Below are 15,145 nucleotides of genomic sequence, written 5' to 3'. Positions count from 1 at the left end.
CGAGGTGAGGCGACTGTTGCGAGTCCCGGCAGCGCAACAGTTGCAGTCAAGGTGCGAAACTTCGCGAAGTTTCGCGTTCCGCACGCAACAGTGGCGAGTACCAGCGACGCACCGGTCAGGTCAGCGGGCGGTCGTGATCGAGTCGTCGGTGATGCCCTGGGCCCGACGGGCGGCGAGGCGGCGCTTCTGCGGCTCGATGGTGTACTTCGGGTCCTTGGCCGACTCGATGCCGGCCTCGAACACGCCGAAGCGGGTCAGCGCCGACGCGGTCAACAACGCCGCTCCGGAGACGACCGCGATCGGACGAAGTCGTCCGCCGATCAGGGCACCGACACCGCCGGCGACGGCGAGGCGTTCGGCCCACCGCAGCATCTTGCCCGGATTGCCGTGATGCAGCGTCTCCACGACGGTCGGGTCCATCGAGCGCTCCAGCACCTTCATGTTCACCACGTCGCCGACGACGCCGAGCGCTGCCAACAAGCGCACCGGACCGGTCTCGGACGCCGGGGTCGTGATCATCGCCAAGCCCGACGCAGCAAGAGTCGCCGAACTGACGAACACGAACGGCAGATACTTGCGAGCGTCGTTCCAGGTGGGATTCGCGGTGTCCGACAACAGAACTGCGGTGTACGAGGCAAGCGGCGGTGAGAACAACGCCGCTTCGAAACCGGAGAAGGGTTCGACCCAGCGCAGCACCGGGCGCAGCGGCCCGAACGGCAATCGGTCAGCGGTCAGCCGGTCGATCTCGGCGACCGCCGCCACGCCGGCACCGACGCTGTAACCGGTGAGGATCCACGAGCCCATGCTCATCGGCGAGGTCACCTTGAAGGTGCGCAGCATGTTGTAGAACCGGTCGGGACGACCGAGGTCCTTCACCAGCGCTGCGCCGCCGAGGCTGATCGCGGCCAGGCCACCCAGACGTGCGTTGCGGCGCAGCAGTTCGCGACCGGTCAACTGAGCGGCGAAGGCGATCAGGCCGGATCCACCGGCGACTCCACCGAGGAACAGGTAGGCCGGCACCTCGTGGCCCCAGGGCGGCGGCTTCACGACGGGTCGCCCGTAGTACGAGGTGAACTCGACATCGGGCACCATCAGCATCTCGCGCGCACCGTCGCCGCCGTCGCGCCACCCACGGGCACGCTTGCGGACCGCGCCACCGATTTTGTCGCGGCGCCGCTTGCGGGGCGGCTCCGGCGACCGGTAACTGTCGAAGTCGCTCATAGGCCCCTCGCGAACGCGACCGCCGTTGCCGCGATCATGCCGACAGCCGCCACGGTCGCACGGCGGTACATCGAGTTGAGGTCTGCGGTGGGCACCCGCGGGTCGGGCGGCAACCCGTAGACCTCGGGTTCGTCCAGCAGCAGGAACACCGATCCGATGCCGCCGACGCCGTCGTTCTCGTTCGCGCCGTACAGACGTGCCTCGGTGCGCCCCTCGGCGTGCAACTGCGCGACGCGCTCCTGGGCGGTCTCGACCATGTCGTCGTGATCGCCGAACTTGATGGACGTGGTCGGGCAGGTCTTCGCACACGCCGGCGTCTGGTCGTCGAGCAACCGGTCGTAACAGAGCGTGCACTTCTGCGCGACGCCGCTGTTCTTGACGTGCTTGCCCCGCTCGGTGCGCGGAGCGGCCGTGCCGTCACTACGCCGTTCGACGACACCGAACGGACACCCGGCGACACACGTGCCGCACCCGTTGCAGACATCGTCCTGGACGACGACCGTGCCGAACTCGGTGCGGAACAAGGCACCTGTCGGGCAGACGTCCAGGCACCCGGCGTGGGTGCAGTGCTTGCAGACGTCGGACGCCATCAGCCAGCGGAACTCAGGGGTGTCCGCAGGTGTGGGGTCGGGTTCGGGTGCCACGGGTGCGCCGACCTTCGGCATGCCCAACGACACGAGTTGTCGACCCGACTCGCGAGCCTGCTCGATGTCGGCCTTGCCCTGCTCGATGAACGCGACGTGGCGCCAGGTGTCAGCACTCAGTTCGCCGGTGTTGTCGTAGGAGGAGTCCAACAGCTTGAAGTCGCCGTCGGCGGGGTTGTGATTCCACTCCTTGCACGCCACCTCGCACGCCTTGCAGCCGATGCAGATCGAGGTGTCGGTGAAGAAGCCTTTGCGCTCCTCGTGCGTGTGCCAGTGGGCGTCGGCGGTGGGATCGGTCGGCCCGGAGAACTGTCCCATCAGCTCAGCCCTCCTTCTCGTTCGAACTCTTCTGCGAACCCTGCGAATCGTGTTGTGCCGGAGCGCTTTCGTCCTGGTCGCTCTCCTGCGAATCCGGGTTCACGGTCTCGTGCGCCGGATCGGTGATGCGCAGGTTGTCGGTCTCCAGGTCGGTGCCCGAGCGAGCCTGGTAGGAACGCACCAGGTCCATCACTGCGGCTCCGGTCGGCCGACGTCCGGGACGGATGTCGCACAGTCCCGCCTTGGACCCCTGGATCTGGGTGTTCGGATCGAGCGCAAGACCGATGAGGTCGTTGGCGGCGTCACCGCTGACCAGCGCCTCGTTGCCGACGCCCCAGTGGTAGGGCAGCCCGATCTGGTGGACCGTACGACCACCGACCTGCAGCGGTGTCATCCGGTCGGTGACCAGTACCCGCGCCTCGATCGCCGCGCGCGCGGAGATGATCGTCGCCCAGCCGTAGGCCTCCAGCCCGACCTCCTGCGCAAGTTGCGGTGACACCTCGCAGAACATCTCCGGCTGCAGTTCGGACAGGAACGACAGGAACCGGCTCATGCCGCCCGCGGTGTGGTGCTCGGTCAACCGGTAGGTCGTGAACACGTACGGATACACCTGCGACGCACCGGCGCTCGGCGCCTGCAGGTTGTCGTCCCGCGCGATGATCAGACGCGTCGGACTGTCCTGCTGCGGGTACAGCGCGTTGGTCACAGGCGACTCCGGCGGCTCGTAGTGCGTCGGGATCGGGCCGTCGACCAGACCGTTGGGTGCGTACAGCCATCCCTTGCCGTCGGCCTGCATGACGAACGGGTCATCGCCCGAAAGGCCTTGTGGCCCACCGATACCCGCGTGCGGATGCGTACCCGGCGCGAGGTTGTCCGGGAAGTCCGGGATGTCGTCGCCGACCCACTTGCCCTGCTCGGCGTCCCACCACAGGTACTTCTTGCGTTCGCTCCACGGCCTGCCGTCGGGGTCGGCGGACGCGCGGTTGTACAGGATGCGGCGGTTCGCCGGCCAGGCCCAGCCCCACTCGGACTGCGCGGGCTTGGGACCGCCGTGCGGCACCCGATCGGCCGCGTGGTTGACGCCGTCGGCGTACACGCCGGCGTAGATCCAGCAGCCGCAGATCGTCGAGCCGTCGTTCTTCAGCTCGGTGTAGGCGTTGATCGGCTTGCCGGCGTTCGGGCCCGTCACGTAGCGACCGTTGATCTCGGCCAGCACAGCCTCGGAATCGGTCTCGCCGTGCGCGTCCTTCGGGTAGTCCCAGGTGAGATCGAGCAACGGGCGGTCGCGCTCGTCGGTCGAGTCGGCGAGCCTGGCGCGGATACGAACTCCGAGTTCGTGGAAGAACTCCAACTCGCTCTGCGACTCCCCCGGTGGCTGCACCGCCTGGTGACGCCACTGCAGCAGGCGCTGGGTCTGCGTGAACGACCCCGCCTTCTCCACGTGGGTCGCGGCAGGCATGAAGAAGACCTCGGTCTCGATGTCCTCGGTGCGCATTTCGCCCGAGGCGATCTCGGGGCCGTCCTTCCACCAAGTTGCGGACTCGATCATCTGCAGGTCACGCACGACCAGCCACTTCAGGCGGGCCATCCCGAACCGCTGCATGCGTCCGTTGGCCGAGCCGACCGCAGGGTTCTGACCGAGGATGAAGTAGCCCTCGACCTGGTCGGCGAGCATGTTCTGCACCGTCTGGTAGGTGCCGGCCGGCCCGTCGAGACGGGGCAGATAGTCGTAGGCGAAGTCGTTGTCCCCCGTCGCCGCATCGCCCCACCACGCTTTGAGCAGGCTGATGAGGTAATCGTCGGCGTTGGCCCAGTAGCCCTTCTCCGACTTGCTGTGAACGCTCGTCAGGTAGTCGTCCAGCTTGTCCTGCTTGCCCGCGAACGGCATCGGCAGGTAACCCGGCAACAGGTTGAACAACGTCGGGATGTCGGTCGAGCCCTGGATGCTCGCGTGACCGCGCAACGCCATGATGCCGCCACCCGGACGACCCATGTTGCCCAACAGCAACTGCAGCACCGATGCGCAACGGATGAACTGGGCGCCGAGCGTGTGCTGGGTCCAGCCGGTCGCGTACGCGAAGCAGGTCGTGCGCTCGCGACCGGAGTTCTCGGTGATCGCCTTCGCGAGGTACTCGAAGTCGGCGGCCGTGATGCCACAGACGTCCTGCACCGTCTCGGGGGTGTAGCGGGCGTAGTGCCGCTTGAGGATCTGGAAGATCGTGCGCGGGTGCTGGAGTGTTTCGTCACGACGCGGCTGGCTCGTGCCCGTGTTCGCGCCACCGGAACCGAGCTGATCACCAGCCGCGCGAGCGGACGCCTGCGCGCCGTGCTCCTTGCCCGCCGCTGCCTGGGAGTCAGGCTCACCCTGCTCGTAGGCCCAGGTCTTCGGGTCGTACTTGCCGGTTTCGGGGTCAAAACCGGAGAACAGGCCGCCGAGGTCCTCGGTGTCGCGGAACTCCTCGTTCACCAGCGTCGCGGCGTTGGTGTAGGCGACCACGTACTCCTTGAACCACAGATCGTTGCTGAGCACATAGTTGATCAGCCCACCGAGCAGGGCGACGTCGGAGCCGGCACGGATCGGTACGTGCTTGTCGGCGACGGCACCGGTACGCGTGAAACGCGGATCTACATGGATGACCCTCGCACCTCGCGCCTTCGCCTCGGCAACCCACTGGAACCCCACCGGGTGTGCTTCGGCCATGTTGCCGCCTTGCAGCACGATGCAATCGGAGTTGGCCATGTCCTGCAGCGATTGGGTGGCGCCGCCGCGCCCGAACGAAGCTCCCAGACCGGGAACCGTGGCGGAGTGTCAAATACGAGCTTGGTTCTCGATCTGGATCGCGCCGGCCGCGGTGAACAACTTCTTGATGAGGTAGTTCTCCTCGTTGTCCAACGTGGCTCCGCCGAGCGAGGCGATGCCCATCGTTCGCCGCAGTGGGCGACCTTGGTCGTCGTGGTCCTGCCAGCCGCGTCGGCGGGCATTGATGAAGCGTTCGGCGATCATGTCGATCGCGGTGTCGCGGTCCAGTTCGGACCAGTCCTTCGCCCGCGGCGCACGGTACAGAACCTTGGTCTGTCGGTCGGGTGAGTTGACCAGTTGCTCGCTGGCAGATCCCTTGGGACACAAGCGTCCCCGCGAGATCGGCGAGTCGGGATCGCCCTCGATCTGGACGACGCGTTCGTCCTTGACGTAGACCTTCTGGCCACAGCCGACGGCGCAGTACGGGCAGACGCTCTGGACGACGCGGTCGGCGGTCGCGGTGCGGGGCTGCAATGATCGGGTGGTGGGCGAGGTGGCGGCCGGGCCACGACCGAACAGGTCGCCCGAACGCGCCTGCCGGACGACCGGCCACTCCAGGGGACTCCACGACGCCATGCCAGACACTTTAATCACGTCGGTGCAAGGTCGTGGGACCAGCGCGCGACTATCCCATCCTGGCTGCGAGAATCGGTCGGGTGAGCGATGCGAGTGTGCGAACGGCACGGACCGACGATCTCCCCGCGGTCGGGGAGGTGCAGGCGCAGGTCTGGCGACGGGCACTCGCCGACGTCGTCGAACCGGAGACCCTCCAAGCCTTCGAGGCGGCCGAGTTCGAGCAGGCGTGGCGCTCCTCGCTCGCTGCTCCCCCATCGCCGGTCCACCGACTGTTGGTCGCCACCGAACTCGACACGATCGTCGGGTTCGTGGCGGTCGGGCCCGTCATGCGGGACGGCGCGCACGAGGGTGAAGCGGAGATCCTGGCCGGAGGCGTGCACCCCGATCACCGCGGAAAGGGTCACGGGTCCCGGCTGCTCAACGCCGCGATGGACACTCTCGCCGCCAACGACCGCAGCTACGTCCGCGTCCGGATCATGGAGCGCGACACGCCTCTTGTCCGTTTCCTCGCGACCGCGGGTTTCGTGGTGTCCGGTGGATACGCCGACCGCATCGTGACGTCCGCGGGCGACACCGTCCGGGAGATCGAACTGCACACCGATTCCTCGGCGCCGCTCGAGGAGCAAGCGCACGACCATGAGCATTAGGCCGCTTCGACCCCACCTCACCGCAGATACGAAACCCGTTGCCCGCCAAGGCCTTTGGATCGGCGTTGCCACCGGCCTGTACGGCACGAGCTTTGGCGCACTGGCCGTCGCCGCCGGGCTCGATGTGTGGCAGGCGATGGTGCTGTCGCTGTTGCTGTTCAGCGGCGGGTCCCAGTTCGCGCTCGTGGGCGTGATCGCGTCCGGAGGCACCGGGGTTGCCGCCGTCACCACCAGCACGCTGCTCGGGCTGCGCAACGCGTTCTACGGCTTGCAGGTCTCGCGACTGCTTCAGGTGAGCGGCTGGCGCACGGTGGTCGCTGCCCACCTGACGATCGACGAGTCGACTGCCGTCGCGATCGCACAGCCCGATCGCGAGCGCACCCGGGTCGGCTTCTGGTGGACCGGTATTGCGGTCTTCGTCTTCTGGAATCTGATGACCTTCGCCGGCGCTCTGCTCGGCAACGCACTCGGCGATCCGAAGAAATGGGGTCTGGACGCCGCAGCGGCAGGCGCCTTCATCGCGCTGCTCTGGCCGCGACTGACGACGCTGCGGACGCGGCTCACCGCCGCGGCCGCGGCAGCGATCGCGCTGATCGTGGCGCCACACGCACCGGCGGGGACGCCGATCCTCATCGCTGCACTCGCTGCAGTTGTCGCCGGTGCCTTGCCGGATGCGTCCGAGGGGTCCGACGGCGAGGCGATCGTGGACGAGGACCTGCAGGCCAGGCTCGGGCATCACCTCGACAAGACGATCGACCCACAGGACGACCGCCGATGAGTCTGTGGGCGATCGTGCTGGTCGCCGGAGCGCTGTCGCTGGTCACCAAGCTGCTGGGCTATCTCGTCCCGCACGACTGGCTCGGTGGACCGTTGATCAGCCGGATCATGAAGTACCTGCCGATCGCCCTGCTGGCAGCACTCGTCGCGGTGCAGGCATTCGGCGGACCGCAGGGTTCGACCGTCGTGGACGCCCGCGCCGCCGGACTCCTCGTCGCGATCCTCGCACTGTGTCTGCGAGCGCCCTTCCTGCTGGTGATCGTGCTTGCTGGAGCGACCGCGGCGATCCTGCGGGCGATCGGCTGGGGCTAGGCCCGGTCTGGTTCAGTGCAGCCGGGGCATCGCCTCGTAGGCGGACCAGATGTGGTGCTCGACCAGATCGGCTGCCTCGGCGGCGGACCGCGCGTCGATGGCGGACATGAGCGCGTGGTGCTGACTGCGCAACTGACTACGCAGCAGGTGCCAGTCGGCCACTTCGTCGAAGCCGCGCATGATCGGCTGCCGCATCGATTCACGGATCGCCACGGTCAGGTCGGTGGCCAGCCGGTTGCCCGCGGCACGCGCGATCGCGACGTGGAACCCGGTGTCGAACCGGTTGAACTCCTTGCGGGTCAGTTCATCGTCGTCCATCGCATTCAACGCCTCGCGCATCCGGGCACGCGCGCCGTCGTCCGCGTGGGCGCAGGCCAGTGAGGTCGACAAACGCTCGAGCACGACGCGCACCTGCGTGACGTCGCGGGCAGGAAAGTTCGCGAGCGCGACGTGCATGCGCAACATCCGGGTCAGCGCCACGTGTGGTTCGCCGGCAACCATCGTCCCCCCGGTCGCGCCCGCGCCGACGTTGGGACACAGCACCCCGCTGGCCTGCAGGGTACGGACGCCCTCACGCACGGCTGCTCGACTGACCCCCAGTTGCGTGGCTAGCTCGCGTTCGGCGGGCAGTATCGATCCACGAACCAGCCGACCGTCGAGGATCCGTTCCTCCACCCAGCCGACGACCACTTCCCATGTCTTGGCCCCCGAAGGCCGTGCGTCATCTTCCGGCATCCGAGCAGCGTAGGCCGTGCCCCGGACCAAGCCGGCAGGCGCCGACGACACGCGAGAGCGGCGAAATGACTTGCCGGTAACCGAAGTGATGCCGCTATGGTGTGCATCACATCTTTGGTCTGACCATACGGTCGCGTACGGAAGGCTCCCCGATGACGAGCACCTTCACCCCACCGCTGGCGCCGGTGGCCGACAGCCTCTGGCTGTCCGCACTGGTGGGTCTGCTGCCCCTCCTCACCGTTTTCATCACGCTCGGCGCACTGCGATGGAAGGCCCACTGGGCCGGCCTGTCGGCGCTGGCCGTCGCGATCCTCGTCGCCGTCCTGGCGTTCGAGATGCCCGTGAACCTCGCACTGCTGTCCGCGTCCGAGGGTGCGGTCTTCGGTCTCTTCCCGATCATGTGGATCGTCTTCTGCGCGATCGTGCTCTACCAGATCACCGTCGTGAGCGGCCGCTTCGACGACCTGCGCGCATCCTTCCACCTCGTCTCGGACGACCCGCGTATCCAGGCGATCATCATCGCCTTCTGTTTCGGTGCGATGCTCGAAGCCCTCGCCGGCTTCGGAGCGCCCGTCGCGATCACCGGAGTCATGCTGATGGCCGTCGGCTTCTCGCCGCTGCGTGCCGCCGCTGTTGCTCTGCTGGCCAACACCGCGCCGGTCGCCTTCGGCGCCGTCGGCACCCCGATCATAACCGCTGGCACGCTCACCAAGATCGACTACAACGAGATCGGCGCGTACGTCGGCCACCAGACGCCGGTCCTGGCCCTGTTCGTCCCGCTCATGCTGGTCGCCCTGGTCGACGGCAAGCGCGGCATGAAGCAGACCTGGCCGATCGCCCTCGTCGTCGGCTTCGCGTTCGCCGTCGCCCAATGGGTTTCGGCCACCTGGATCTCGGTGGAACTGACGGACGTCATCGCCGCACTCGTCGCACTCGCGGCCGCCGTCATCATGCTGCGCTTCTGGCAGCCGAAGGGACGCGACGAGGCGCTCGCCGACCTCGCCGCCGCCCGCAAGCGGGAGCTGGCCTCGGTCGGCTCCGGTTCGGCCGGATCGGGTTCGCTCGCCGATGACGCCGACGCGGACGACGCAGTGGAGAGCAAGGACGACATGGACGTCCGCGCTCGCGACCTGACTCCCGGACGCATCGGAATGGCTCTGTTCCCCTACCTGCTGGTCATCGCGGTGTTCGCCGCAGCCAAGCTGATCGAACCCATCAAGGAGTTCCTGGTCGGCACGGACCAGAAGATCGAGTGGCCCGGTCTGCACGGCGAGATCGTCAACGCCGCCGGCAAGGTGTCGTCCACCACGACCTACAACTTCCAGTGGCTCTCCTCCCCTGGCACCCTGCTGCTGATCTGCTCGCTGATCACGGCGCTGGTGTACAAGGTGTCGCTCGGCAAGTGGGCCAAGGAGTTCGGTGAGAGCGCGATCAAGCTGCGCTTCGCCTTCCTCACCGTCGCATCCGTGCTGGCGCTGGCGTACGTGATGAACCTGTCGGGCCAGACGATCACCATCGGCACCTGGATCGCCGGCACCGGTACCGCCTTCGCCTTCCTGTCCCCGATCCTGGGCTGGTTGGGCACCGCAGTCACCGGGTCCGACACCAGCGCGAACGCGCTCTTCGCCACGCTGCAGCAGACGGCCGGGCAGAAGGCAGGCATCGACCCGACCTTGCTGGTCGCAGCCAACTCCTCCGGCGGTGTCGTCGGCAAGATGATCAGCCCGCAGAACCTCACGATCGCCGCCACCTCGGTGGGTCTGCTCGGTCGCGAGTCGGACATCTTCCGCAAGGTCGTGCTCTGGTCGCTCGGTCTGCTCGCGCTCATGTGCGTGCTCGTCGGCCTGCAGGCCACCGTCCTGTCGTGGATGCTGCCCTGATGCGAGTCGCACTTTTCGCAACGTGTTTCAACGACACCATGTGGCCCGAAACCCCGAAGGCGACGGTGCGCCTGCTCCGTCGCCTCGGGGTGGACGTCGAGTTCCCCTCGAAGCAGACCTGCTGCGGCCAGATGTTCACCAACACCGGCTACGCCGACGAGGCAATTCCGTTGGCGCGCAAGTTCGTCGACGTGTTCGAGGGCTACGACGCTGTCGTGTCGGTCAGCGGTTCGTGCACCGGTTCGGTGCGTGAGCAGTACGCGGACCTGGCCGCCCGGTCGGGCGACGCCGCGCTCGCCGACGGTGTCGCGAAGGTCGCGCCCAAGACCTACGAACTCTCGGAGTTCCTCGTCGACGTGCTCGGCGTGACGGACGTCGGTGCGTACTTCCCACACCGGGTCACCTACCACCCGACCTGCCACTCATTGCGCATGCTGAAGGTGGGCGACAAGCCGCTGCAACTCCTTCGGCAGGTTCGTGGCATCGACCTGGTCGAACTACCCGCTGCCGACGAGTGCTGTGGCTTCGGCGGCACGTTCGCGATGAAGAACGCCGACGTGTCGGTGGCGATGGGCAGCGACAAGGTGCGCCGCATCCGCGACACCGAGGCCGAAGTGGTCGTCGCCGGAGACAATTCCTGCCTCGCCCATATCGGTGGGTTGCTCGGTCGCCTGCGTTCCGGCGTCCGCACCCTGCACCTGGCCGAGATCCTCGCCTCGACGGACGGAGATGTCTTATGAGCGCCCCCCTTGCGAAGACCACGCCGACCTTCGTCGGGATGCCGAAGTTCCCGGCCATGGCCAAGGATGCTCTGGCCAACACCCAGCAGCGGCGCAACCTGCTACACGCCACGCACACGATCCGTGCCAAGAGAGCGTCCGTGGTCGAGGAGGTGCCTCAGTGGGAGGCGTTGCGACTCAACGGTGCCGACGTGAAGGACGAGGTGCTCGCCAACCTCGACAGCTACTTGCTGCAGTTCGAGGAGAAGCTCACCGAGCGCGGTGCGACCGTGCACTGGGCACGTGATGCCGAAGAGGCCAACCGCATCGTGCTCGACCTGGTTCGCGCCGAGGGTGTCGACGAGGTCGTCAAGGTGAAGTCGATGGCCACCCAGGAGATCGAGCTCAACGAGGCGCTCGAGGCTGCGGGGATCCATGCGTGGGAGACCGACCTGGCCGAACTCATCATCCAGTTGGGCCACGACCGTCCTTCGCACATCCTGGTGCCGGCAATCCACCGAGGCCGCGCCGAGATCCGGCAGATCTTCCGCCAGGAGATGGGCAAGGTCGGCCGCCCTGCCCCTGAAGACATGACCGACGCTCCACGCGAACTCGCCGAGGCAGCACGGTTGCACCTGCGGGAGAAGTTCCTGCGGGCCAAAGTCGCGATCTCCGGAGCGAACTTCGCGATCGCCGACACCGGCACACTCGTGGTACTGGAGTCCGAGGGCAACGGACGCATGTGCCTGACCCTGCCCGAGACCCTGATCAGCGTCGTCGGCATCGAGAAGGTGCTGCCGACCTGGGAGGACCTCGGCACGTTCATGCAGTTGCTCCCGCGCTCCTCGACCGGTGAACGGATGAACCCGTACACGACGATGTGGACCGGCCCGGCCGAAGGTGACGGGCCCCAGAACGTGCACGTCGTATTGATCGACAACGGACGCACGCGCGTACTGGCTGACGAGGTCGGACGGCAGACGCTGCGCTGCATCCGCTGCTCGGCCTGCCTCAACGTCTGCCCGGTGTACGAACGCGTCGGTGGCCACGCCTACGGCTCGGTCTACCCCGGACCCATCGGCGCGGTGCTCACGCCGCAGCTGCGCGGTACATCGAGTGCGATCGACCAGTCGTTGCCGTACGCGTCCAGCCTCTGCGGTGCGTGTTTCGAGGTGTGCCCGGTGCGCATCGACATCCCGCGCCTGTTGGTGAAACTGCGCACGCAGGTCGTCGACGAGCACCGTGGGCACAATTCCGTGGAGTCCAGGACGATGCAGGCGGCGGCATGGATGTTCGCCGACAGCCGCCGCTTGGCGAAGGCACAGAAGGCATCCACGTTGGGCGGGAAGTTGTTGGGTCGCCGGACAGCCCTGGGGGCACTCCCCTGGCCCGCGTCCTCGTGGAGCAGCGCTCGCGACGTGCCCGTGCCACCCAAGGAGACGTTCCGGCAGTGGTGGGACCGTACCGGTGGAGGTCAGGCATGAGCAGCGCACGCGAAGAGATCCTCGGCCGCATCAGGTCGACGCAAACGGGTTCGGCTGCAACGGTTTCGGTGGCTCCCGCTCCTGTCACGGAGCCGATGGAGACCGAGGCCATGCTTGATCTGTTCGTGGAGAACATGCGCGACTACCGGGCGATCGTGCGTGAGGTGTCGGTCGACGACATCGCTGCGGCCGTGGACGCGGTGCTGGCCGAACACGGTTGCCACACGGTCGTCGTCCCGCCGGATCTACCGCCCGAAGTAGCACCCACGTCCATCGAGACGACCGTCGACGATGATCTGTCGGCGACGGCACTCGACGACATCGCCGCAGTGGTGACCACGTCGAGCGTCGGCATCGCGGTCACCGGAACCATCGTGCTGGACCACTGCGCCGGTCAGGCCCGGCGAGCACTGTCGCTGGTGCCGGACGTGCACATCTGCGTCGTGCATGCCGATCAGGTGGTGACCTCAGTGCCGGAGGCGATCACCCGGCTGCGAGCGTCCGTGGAAGCAGGGCGTCCGCTCACCTGGATCAGCGGTCCGAGCGCCACCTCCGACATCGAGTTGAACCGGGTCGAGGGAGTGCACGGGCCTCGCAACCTCGAGGTCATCCTCGTGCGCTGATCCGATCGGTGTTGCCCGTCGGTTGCGGGTCCTCGGCTTCGACCGGGGACCCGCTGCGTTGTCGCCGAGCGAGGAGCCAGCGGACCAGTTCGATGAGGGCCGAGACCGCGATCGCCATACCGAGGCCGAGCGCGAGTCCTTTGAGCGGTTCCTGCTCGAAGGCGTGGCCGCCGATGTAGCCCATCAGCGTGCCGTGCAGTGCCCACGCCGTCACCCCGATCGCGTCGAACATGGTGAACCGCACTTGTGGATAACGCATCGCACCGAAGACGACCGTGGTGGCGATGCGTCCCCAGGGAATGAACCGGCCGATGACCAGGGCCATGCCACCACGGGACTCCAGCAACCGCTTCGCGCCGGCGATCGCCCTACCGCGGCGGGTGTGCTGCGGGATTCGATCGATCTTGCCGGCTGCGGCCCGACCGATCGAATACGCGATGTGGTCGCCTGCCATCGCCCCGGCGCCCGCGCAGAGCATGATCAGAATCAGGTTCGGTGAGCCCGTCGATCCCGCGTACACACCGGCCATGATCAAGGGCGCTTCGCTGGGGAAGATGGGCACGATCGCATCGACCAGGGAGATGACGGCGATCAGCGGGTAGATCCACAGCGACCCCATGAGATCGCCGAGGGCATTCAGCAGACCGTCGAACATCGTGTCCCCATGGGTGGACGCTAACCACGTCGAGCAACATCCAGTTGAACGACATGTGGCCGGGACGGATCACAGACCCAGGAAGTTCTCCAGACCGACGGTCAGACCCGGGTGCTTGCCGACCTCCCGGACACCGGTGAGGACGCCTGGCATGAAGCTGATCCGGTCGAACGAGTCGTGCCGGATCGTCAGCGCCTCACCGACTCCGCCGAACACGACCTCCTGATGCGCCACGCGTCCGCGCAGACGCAGCGCGTGCACAGGGACGCCGTCGACGACGGCTCCGCGGGCACCGTCCGGGTCGTGCTCGGTGGCGTCCGGGACGTCGCCCAGACCGGCCTCGCGCCGTGCCTCAGCGATGATCCGGGCCGTCCGCGCGGCGGTGCCGGACGGCGCGTCCACCTTGTCGGGGTGATGGGTCTCGACGACCTCGACGGACTCATAGAAACGGGCCGCCTGCTCGGCGAACGACATCATCAGCAGCGCGCCAATGGCGAAGTTCGGCGCGATGAGGACGCCGACCTCCGGTTGCTGAACCAATTCCTTCTCCAACGCGGCGAGCTTCTCCTCCTCCCAGCCGGTCGTGCCGACCACGGCATGGACTCCCTGACGGACGCAATGGGCGATGTTCGCAGCTGACGCCGACGGAACGGTCAACTCCACAGCAACCTGGGCTCCGCCGAGGTCACCGAGGTCGTCGCCCTGGTCGAAGGTGCCCACGAGTTCGAGGTCGACGGCGTCCTGCACCGCCCGCACCGCCTGGGAACCCATGCGGCCCGAAGCACCGATCACTGCCACCTTGATGCGCTCAGTCACCCGGCAACCCTAGGCGGTGACACCCCGGACTCTGCAAGACTGTCCACTTCGCACACGAAGGGGAACGCGAGGATGCTCGACTCGGACGCGTACGACGCGATCGTGCTGGCCGGCGGCCGTGGGTCACGGCTCGGCCTGGTCGACAAGGCGACACTCGACGTCGGTGACGGTCCACTCCTGGACGGAGTGCTGAAGGCGGTCGACAGCGCACGCAATGTCGTCGTCGTCGGCCCGCCTCGCGACCTGCCGCCGAGCGTGCACCAGATTCGGGAGGACCCCGTCTTCGGCGGACCGGCTGCCGCAACGGTCACCGGTCTGCGCAAACTCGAGGGCGAACGCGCACCGTGGACGCTGGTGCTCGCCTGTGACCTGCCGTTGGCGCGGGAGGCCGTGCCGCTGTTGCTCGCCGGCCGCGATCGCGATGGCTGCGTGCTGGCCGACGGCCGCGGGCATACCCAATGGGTCGCAGGTGTGTACCGCACCGAGCCGCTCGTGCAGGCCGCGTCAGCCCTGCACGATCCCACCGACAAATCGATGCGCGCCCTCTTCGGCGGCATCGACGTCACCGCGATCGAAGCGCCCAATCGCGTCTGCGAGGACGTCGACACCTGGGACCAGGTCGCCTCCTGGAACGACTACTTCATCGAAGGAGATCCCGATGACTGACGACAAGCCCGCAGAACCCACCCGCAAGGAGCAGCAGGCATGGCTGCGCGCGGTGTGCGTCGAGATCGGTGTCGACCCGGATCTGCTGGATGCCGGACTCGTGCTTGACGTCACCAAGGAGGTGGCGCACCGCTTCGTGCGGCCAATGGCGCCGGTGAGCTCGTACGCACTCGGGATCGCCGTCGGGTTGGCGGCTGCCTCCGGGGGGCCGGTGGATCAGAAGGCAATCGCCGACAAGATCGTCGGCACGCTTCCCCCTGCATCCGACTGAC

At 67.3% G+C, this 15,145-nt stretch carries 15 protein-coding genes; 9 read left to right on the top strand and 6 right to left on the bottom strand.

Annotated features, from left to right (window positions below; translation table 11 throughout):
• Nucleotides 1-120: 120 nt before the first annotated feature.
• The 3 genes from nrfD to fdh are packed head-to-tail and all read right to left on the bottom strand — an operon-like array spanning nt 121 to nt 5,559.
• On the bottom strand, nt 121-1,221 hold the full coding sequence (gene nrfD, locus FB459_RS07410) for an NrfD/PsrC family molybdoenzyme membrane anchor subunit (RefSeq protein WP_141928001.1): 1,101 nt from the start codon (nt 1,219-1,221) through the stop codon (nt 121-123).
• Nucleotides 1,218-2,183, bottom strand: a complete 966-nt coding sequence (locus FB459_RS07405; RefSeq protein WP_211345150.1) for a 4Fe-4S dicluster domain-containing protein — start codon at nt 2,181-2,183, stop codon at nt 1,218-1,220. The genes nrfD and FB459_RS07405 overlap by 4 nt, the downstream gene beginning before the upstream one ends.
• Nucleotides 2,184-2,187: 4 nt before the next feature.
• Entirely contained in the window at nt 2,188-5,559 is a 3,372-nt protein-coding gene (gene fdh / locus FB459_RS07400) for a formate dehydrogenase (protein ID WP_246092362.1), read from the bottom strand.
• A gap of 80 nt (nt 5,560-5,639) precedes the next feature.
• Here fdh and FB459_RS07390 point away from each other — a divergent pair, with 80 nt between their 5' ends.
• From FB459_RS07390 to FB459_RS17525, 3 genes are read left to right on the top strand one after another with little or no spacing between them, the layout of a single operon-like run.
• Nucleotides 5,640-6,206 (top strand): GNAT family N-acetyltransferase, encoded by a 567-nt coding sequence (locus FB459_RS07390; protein ID WP_246092361.1) that lies wholly within the window; start codon nt 5,640-5,642, stop codon nt 6,204-6,206.
• Nucleotides 6,196-6,984 (top strand): AzlC family ABC transporter permease, encoded by a 789-nt coding sequence (locus tag FB459_RS07385; protein ID WP_211345148.1) that lies wholly within the window; start codon nt 6,196-6,198, stop codon nt 6,982-6,984. The genes FB459_RS07390 and FB459_RS07385 overlap by 11 nt, the downstream gene beginning before the upstream one ends.
• Nucleotides 6,981-7,295 (top strand): AzlD domain-containing protein, encoded by a 315-nt coding sequence (locus FB459_RS17525; RefSeq protein WP_211345147.1) that lies wholly within the window; start codon nt 6,981-6,983, stop codon nt 7,293-7,295. Before FB459_RS07385 ends, FB459_RS17525 begins: the two co-directional genes overlap by 4 nt.
• A 12-nt stretch (nt 7,296-7,307) precedes the next feature.
• Here FB459_RS17525 and FB459_RS07375 read toward each other — a convergent pair whose 3' ends face one another.
• Complete coding sequence (locus tag FB459_RS07375; RefSeq protein ID WP_141927996.1) at nt 7,308-8,030, bottom strand: FadR/GntR family transcriptional regulator; 723 nt, start codon at nt 8,028-8,030, stop codon at nt 7,308-7,310.
• Nucleotides 8,031-8,182: 152 nt separating this feature from the next.
• On the opposite strand from FB459_RS07375, the gene FB459_RS07370 reads away from it, so the two are divergent.
• The 4 genes from FB459_RS07370 to FB459_RS07355 are packed head-to-tail and all read left to right on the top strand — an operon-like array spanning nt 8,183 to nt 12,736.
• Nucleotides 8,183-9,910 (top strand): L-lactate permease, encoded by a 1,728-nt coding sequence (locus FB459_RS07370; protein ID WP_141927995.1) that lies wholly within the window; start codon nt 8,183-8,185, stop codon nt 9,908-9,910.
• Complete coding sequence (locus FB459_RS07365; RefSeq protein WP_141927994.1) at nt 9,910-10,650, top strand: (Fe-S)-binding protein; 741 nt, start codon at nt 9,910-9,912, stop codon at nt 10,648-10,650. The genes FB459_RS07370 and FB459_RS07365 overlap by 1 nt, the downstream gene beginning before the upstream one ends.
• Complete coding sequence (locus FB459_RS07360) at nt 10,647-12,113, top strand: LutB/LldF family L-lactate oxidation iron-sulfur protein (protein WP_141927993.1); 1,467 nt, start codon at nt 10,647-10,649, stop codon at nt 12,111-12,113. The genes FB459_RS07365 and FB459_RS07360 overlap by 4 nt, the downstream gene beginning before the upstream one ends.
• Complete coding sequence (locus FB459_RS07355) at nt 12,110-12,736, top strand: LutC/YkgG family protein (protein WP_141927992.1); 627 nt, start codon at nt 12,110-12,112, stop codon at nt 12,734-12,736. Before FB459_RS07360 ends, FB459_RS07355 begins: the two co-directional genes overlap by 4 nt.
• Here the strand turns inward: FB459_RS07355 and FB459_RS07350 are convergent.
• Both FB459_RS07350 and dapB read right to left on the bottom strand, forming a co-directional pair.
• Nucleotides 12,720-13,391, bottom strand: a complete 672-nt coding sequence (locus tag FB459_RS07350) for a DedA family protein (RefSeq protein ID WP_141927991.1) — start codon at nt 13,389-13,391, stop codon at nt 12,720-12,722. The genes FB459_RS07355 and FB459_RS07350 overlap by 17 nt on opposite strands.
• A 69-nt stretch (nt 13,392-13,460) precedes the next feature.
• On the bottom strand, nt 13,461-14,207 hold the full coding sequence (gene dapB / locus FB459_RS07345) for a 4-hydroxy-tetrahydrodipicolinate reductase (RefSeq protein WP_141927990.1): 747 nt from the start codon (nt 14,205-14,207) through the stop codon (nt 13,461-13,463).
• 72 nt (nt 14,208-14,279) lie between these two features.
• Between dapB and mobA the strand changes: the two genes are divergently transcribed.
• Together mobA and FB459_RS07335 are read left to right on the top strand one after the other, a co-directional pair.
• Nucleotides 14,280-14,873 carry a molybdenum cofactor guanylyltransferase gene (gene mobA / locus FB459_RS07340; RefSeq protein WP_129624919.1) on the top strand — a complete coding sequence of 198 codons (594 nt, stop codon included), beginning with the start codon at nt 14,280-14,282 and terminating at the stop codon, nt 14,871-14,873.
• Complete coding sequence (locus tag FB459_RS07335; protein WP_141927989.1) at nt 14,866-15,144, top strand: DUF6457 domain-containing protein; 279 nt, start codon at nt 14,866-14,868, stop codon at nt 15,142-15,144. Before mobA ends, FB459_RS07335 begins: the two co-directional genes overlap by 8 nt.
• Nucleotide 15,145: the final 1 nt, after the last annotated feature.

Origin of the sequence: Yimella lutea, assembly GCF_006715095.1 — a bacterium.
Classification (GTDB): Bacteria; Actinomycetota; Actinomycetes; order Actinomycetales; family Dermatophilaceae; genus Yimella; species Yimella lutea.
Note: the sequence above shows the minus strand (reverse complement) of the source record. Positions and strands in the feature narration are given on the sequence as shown.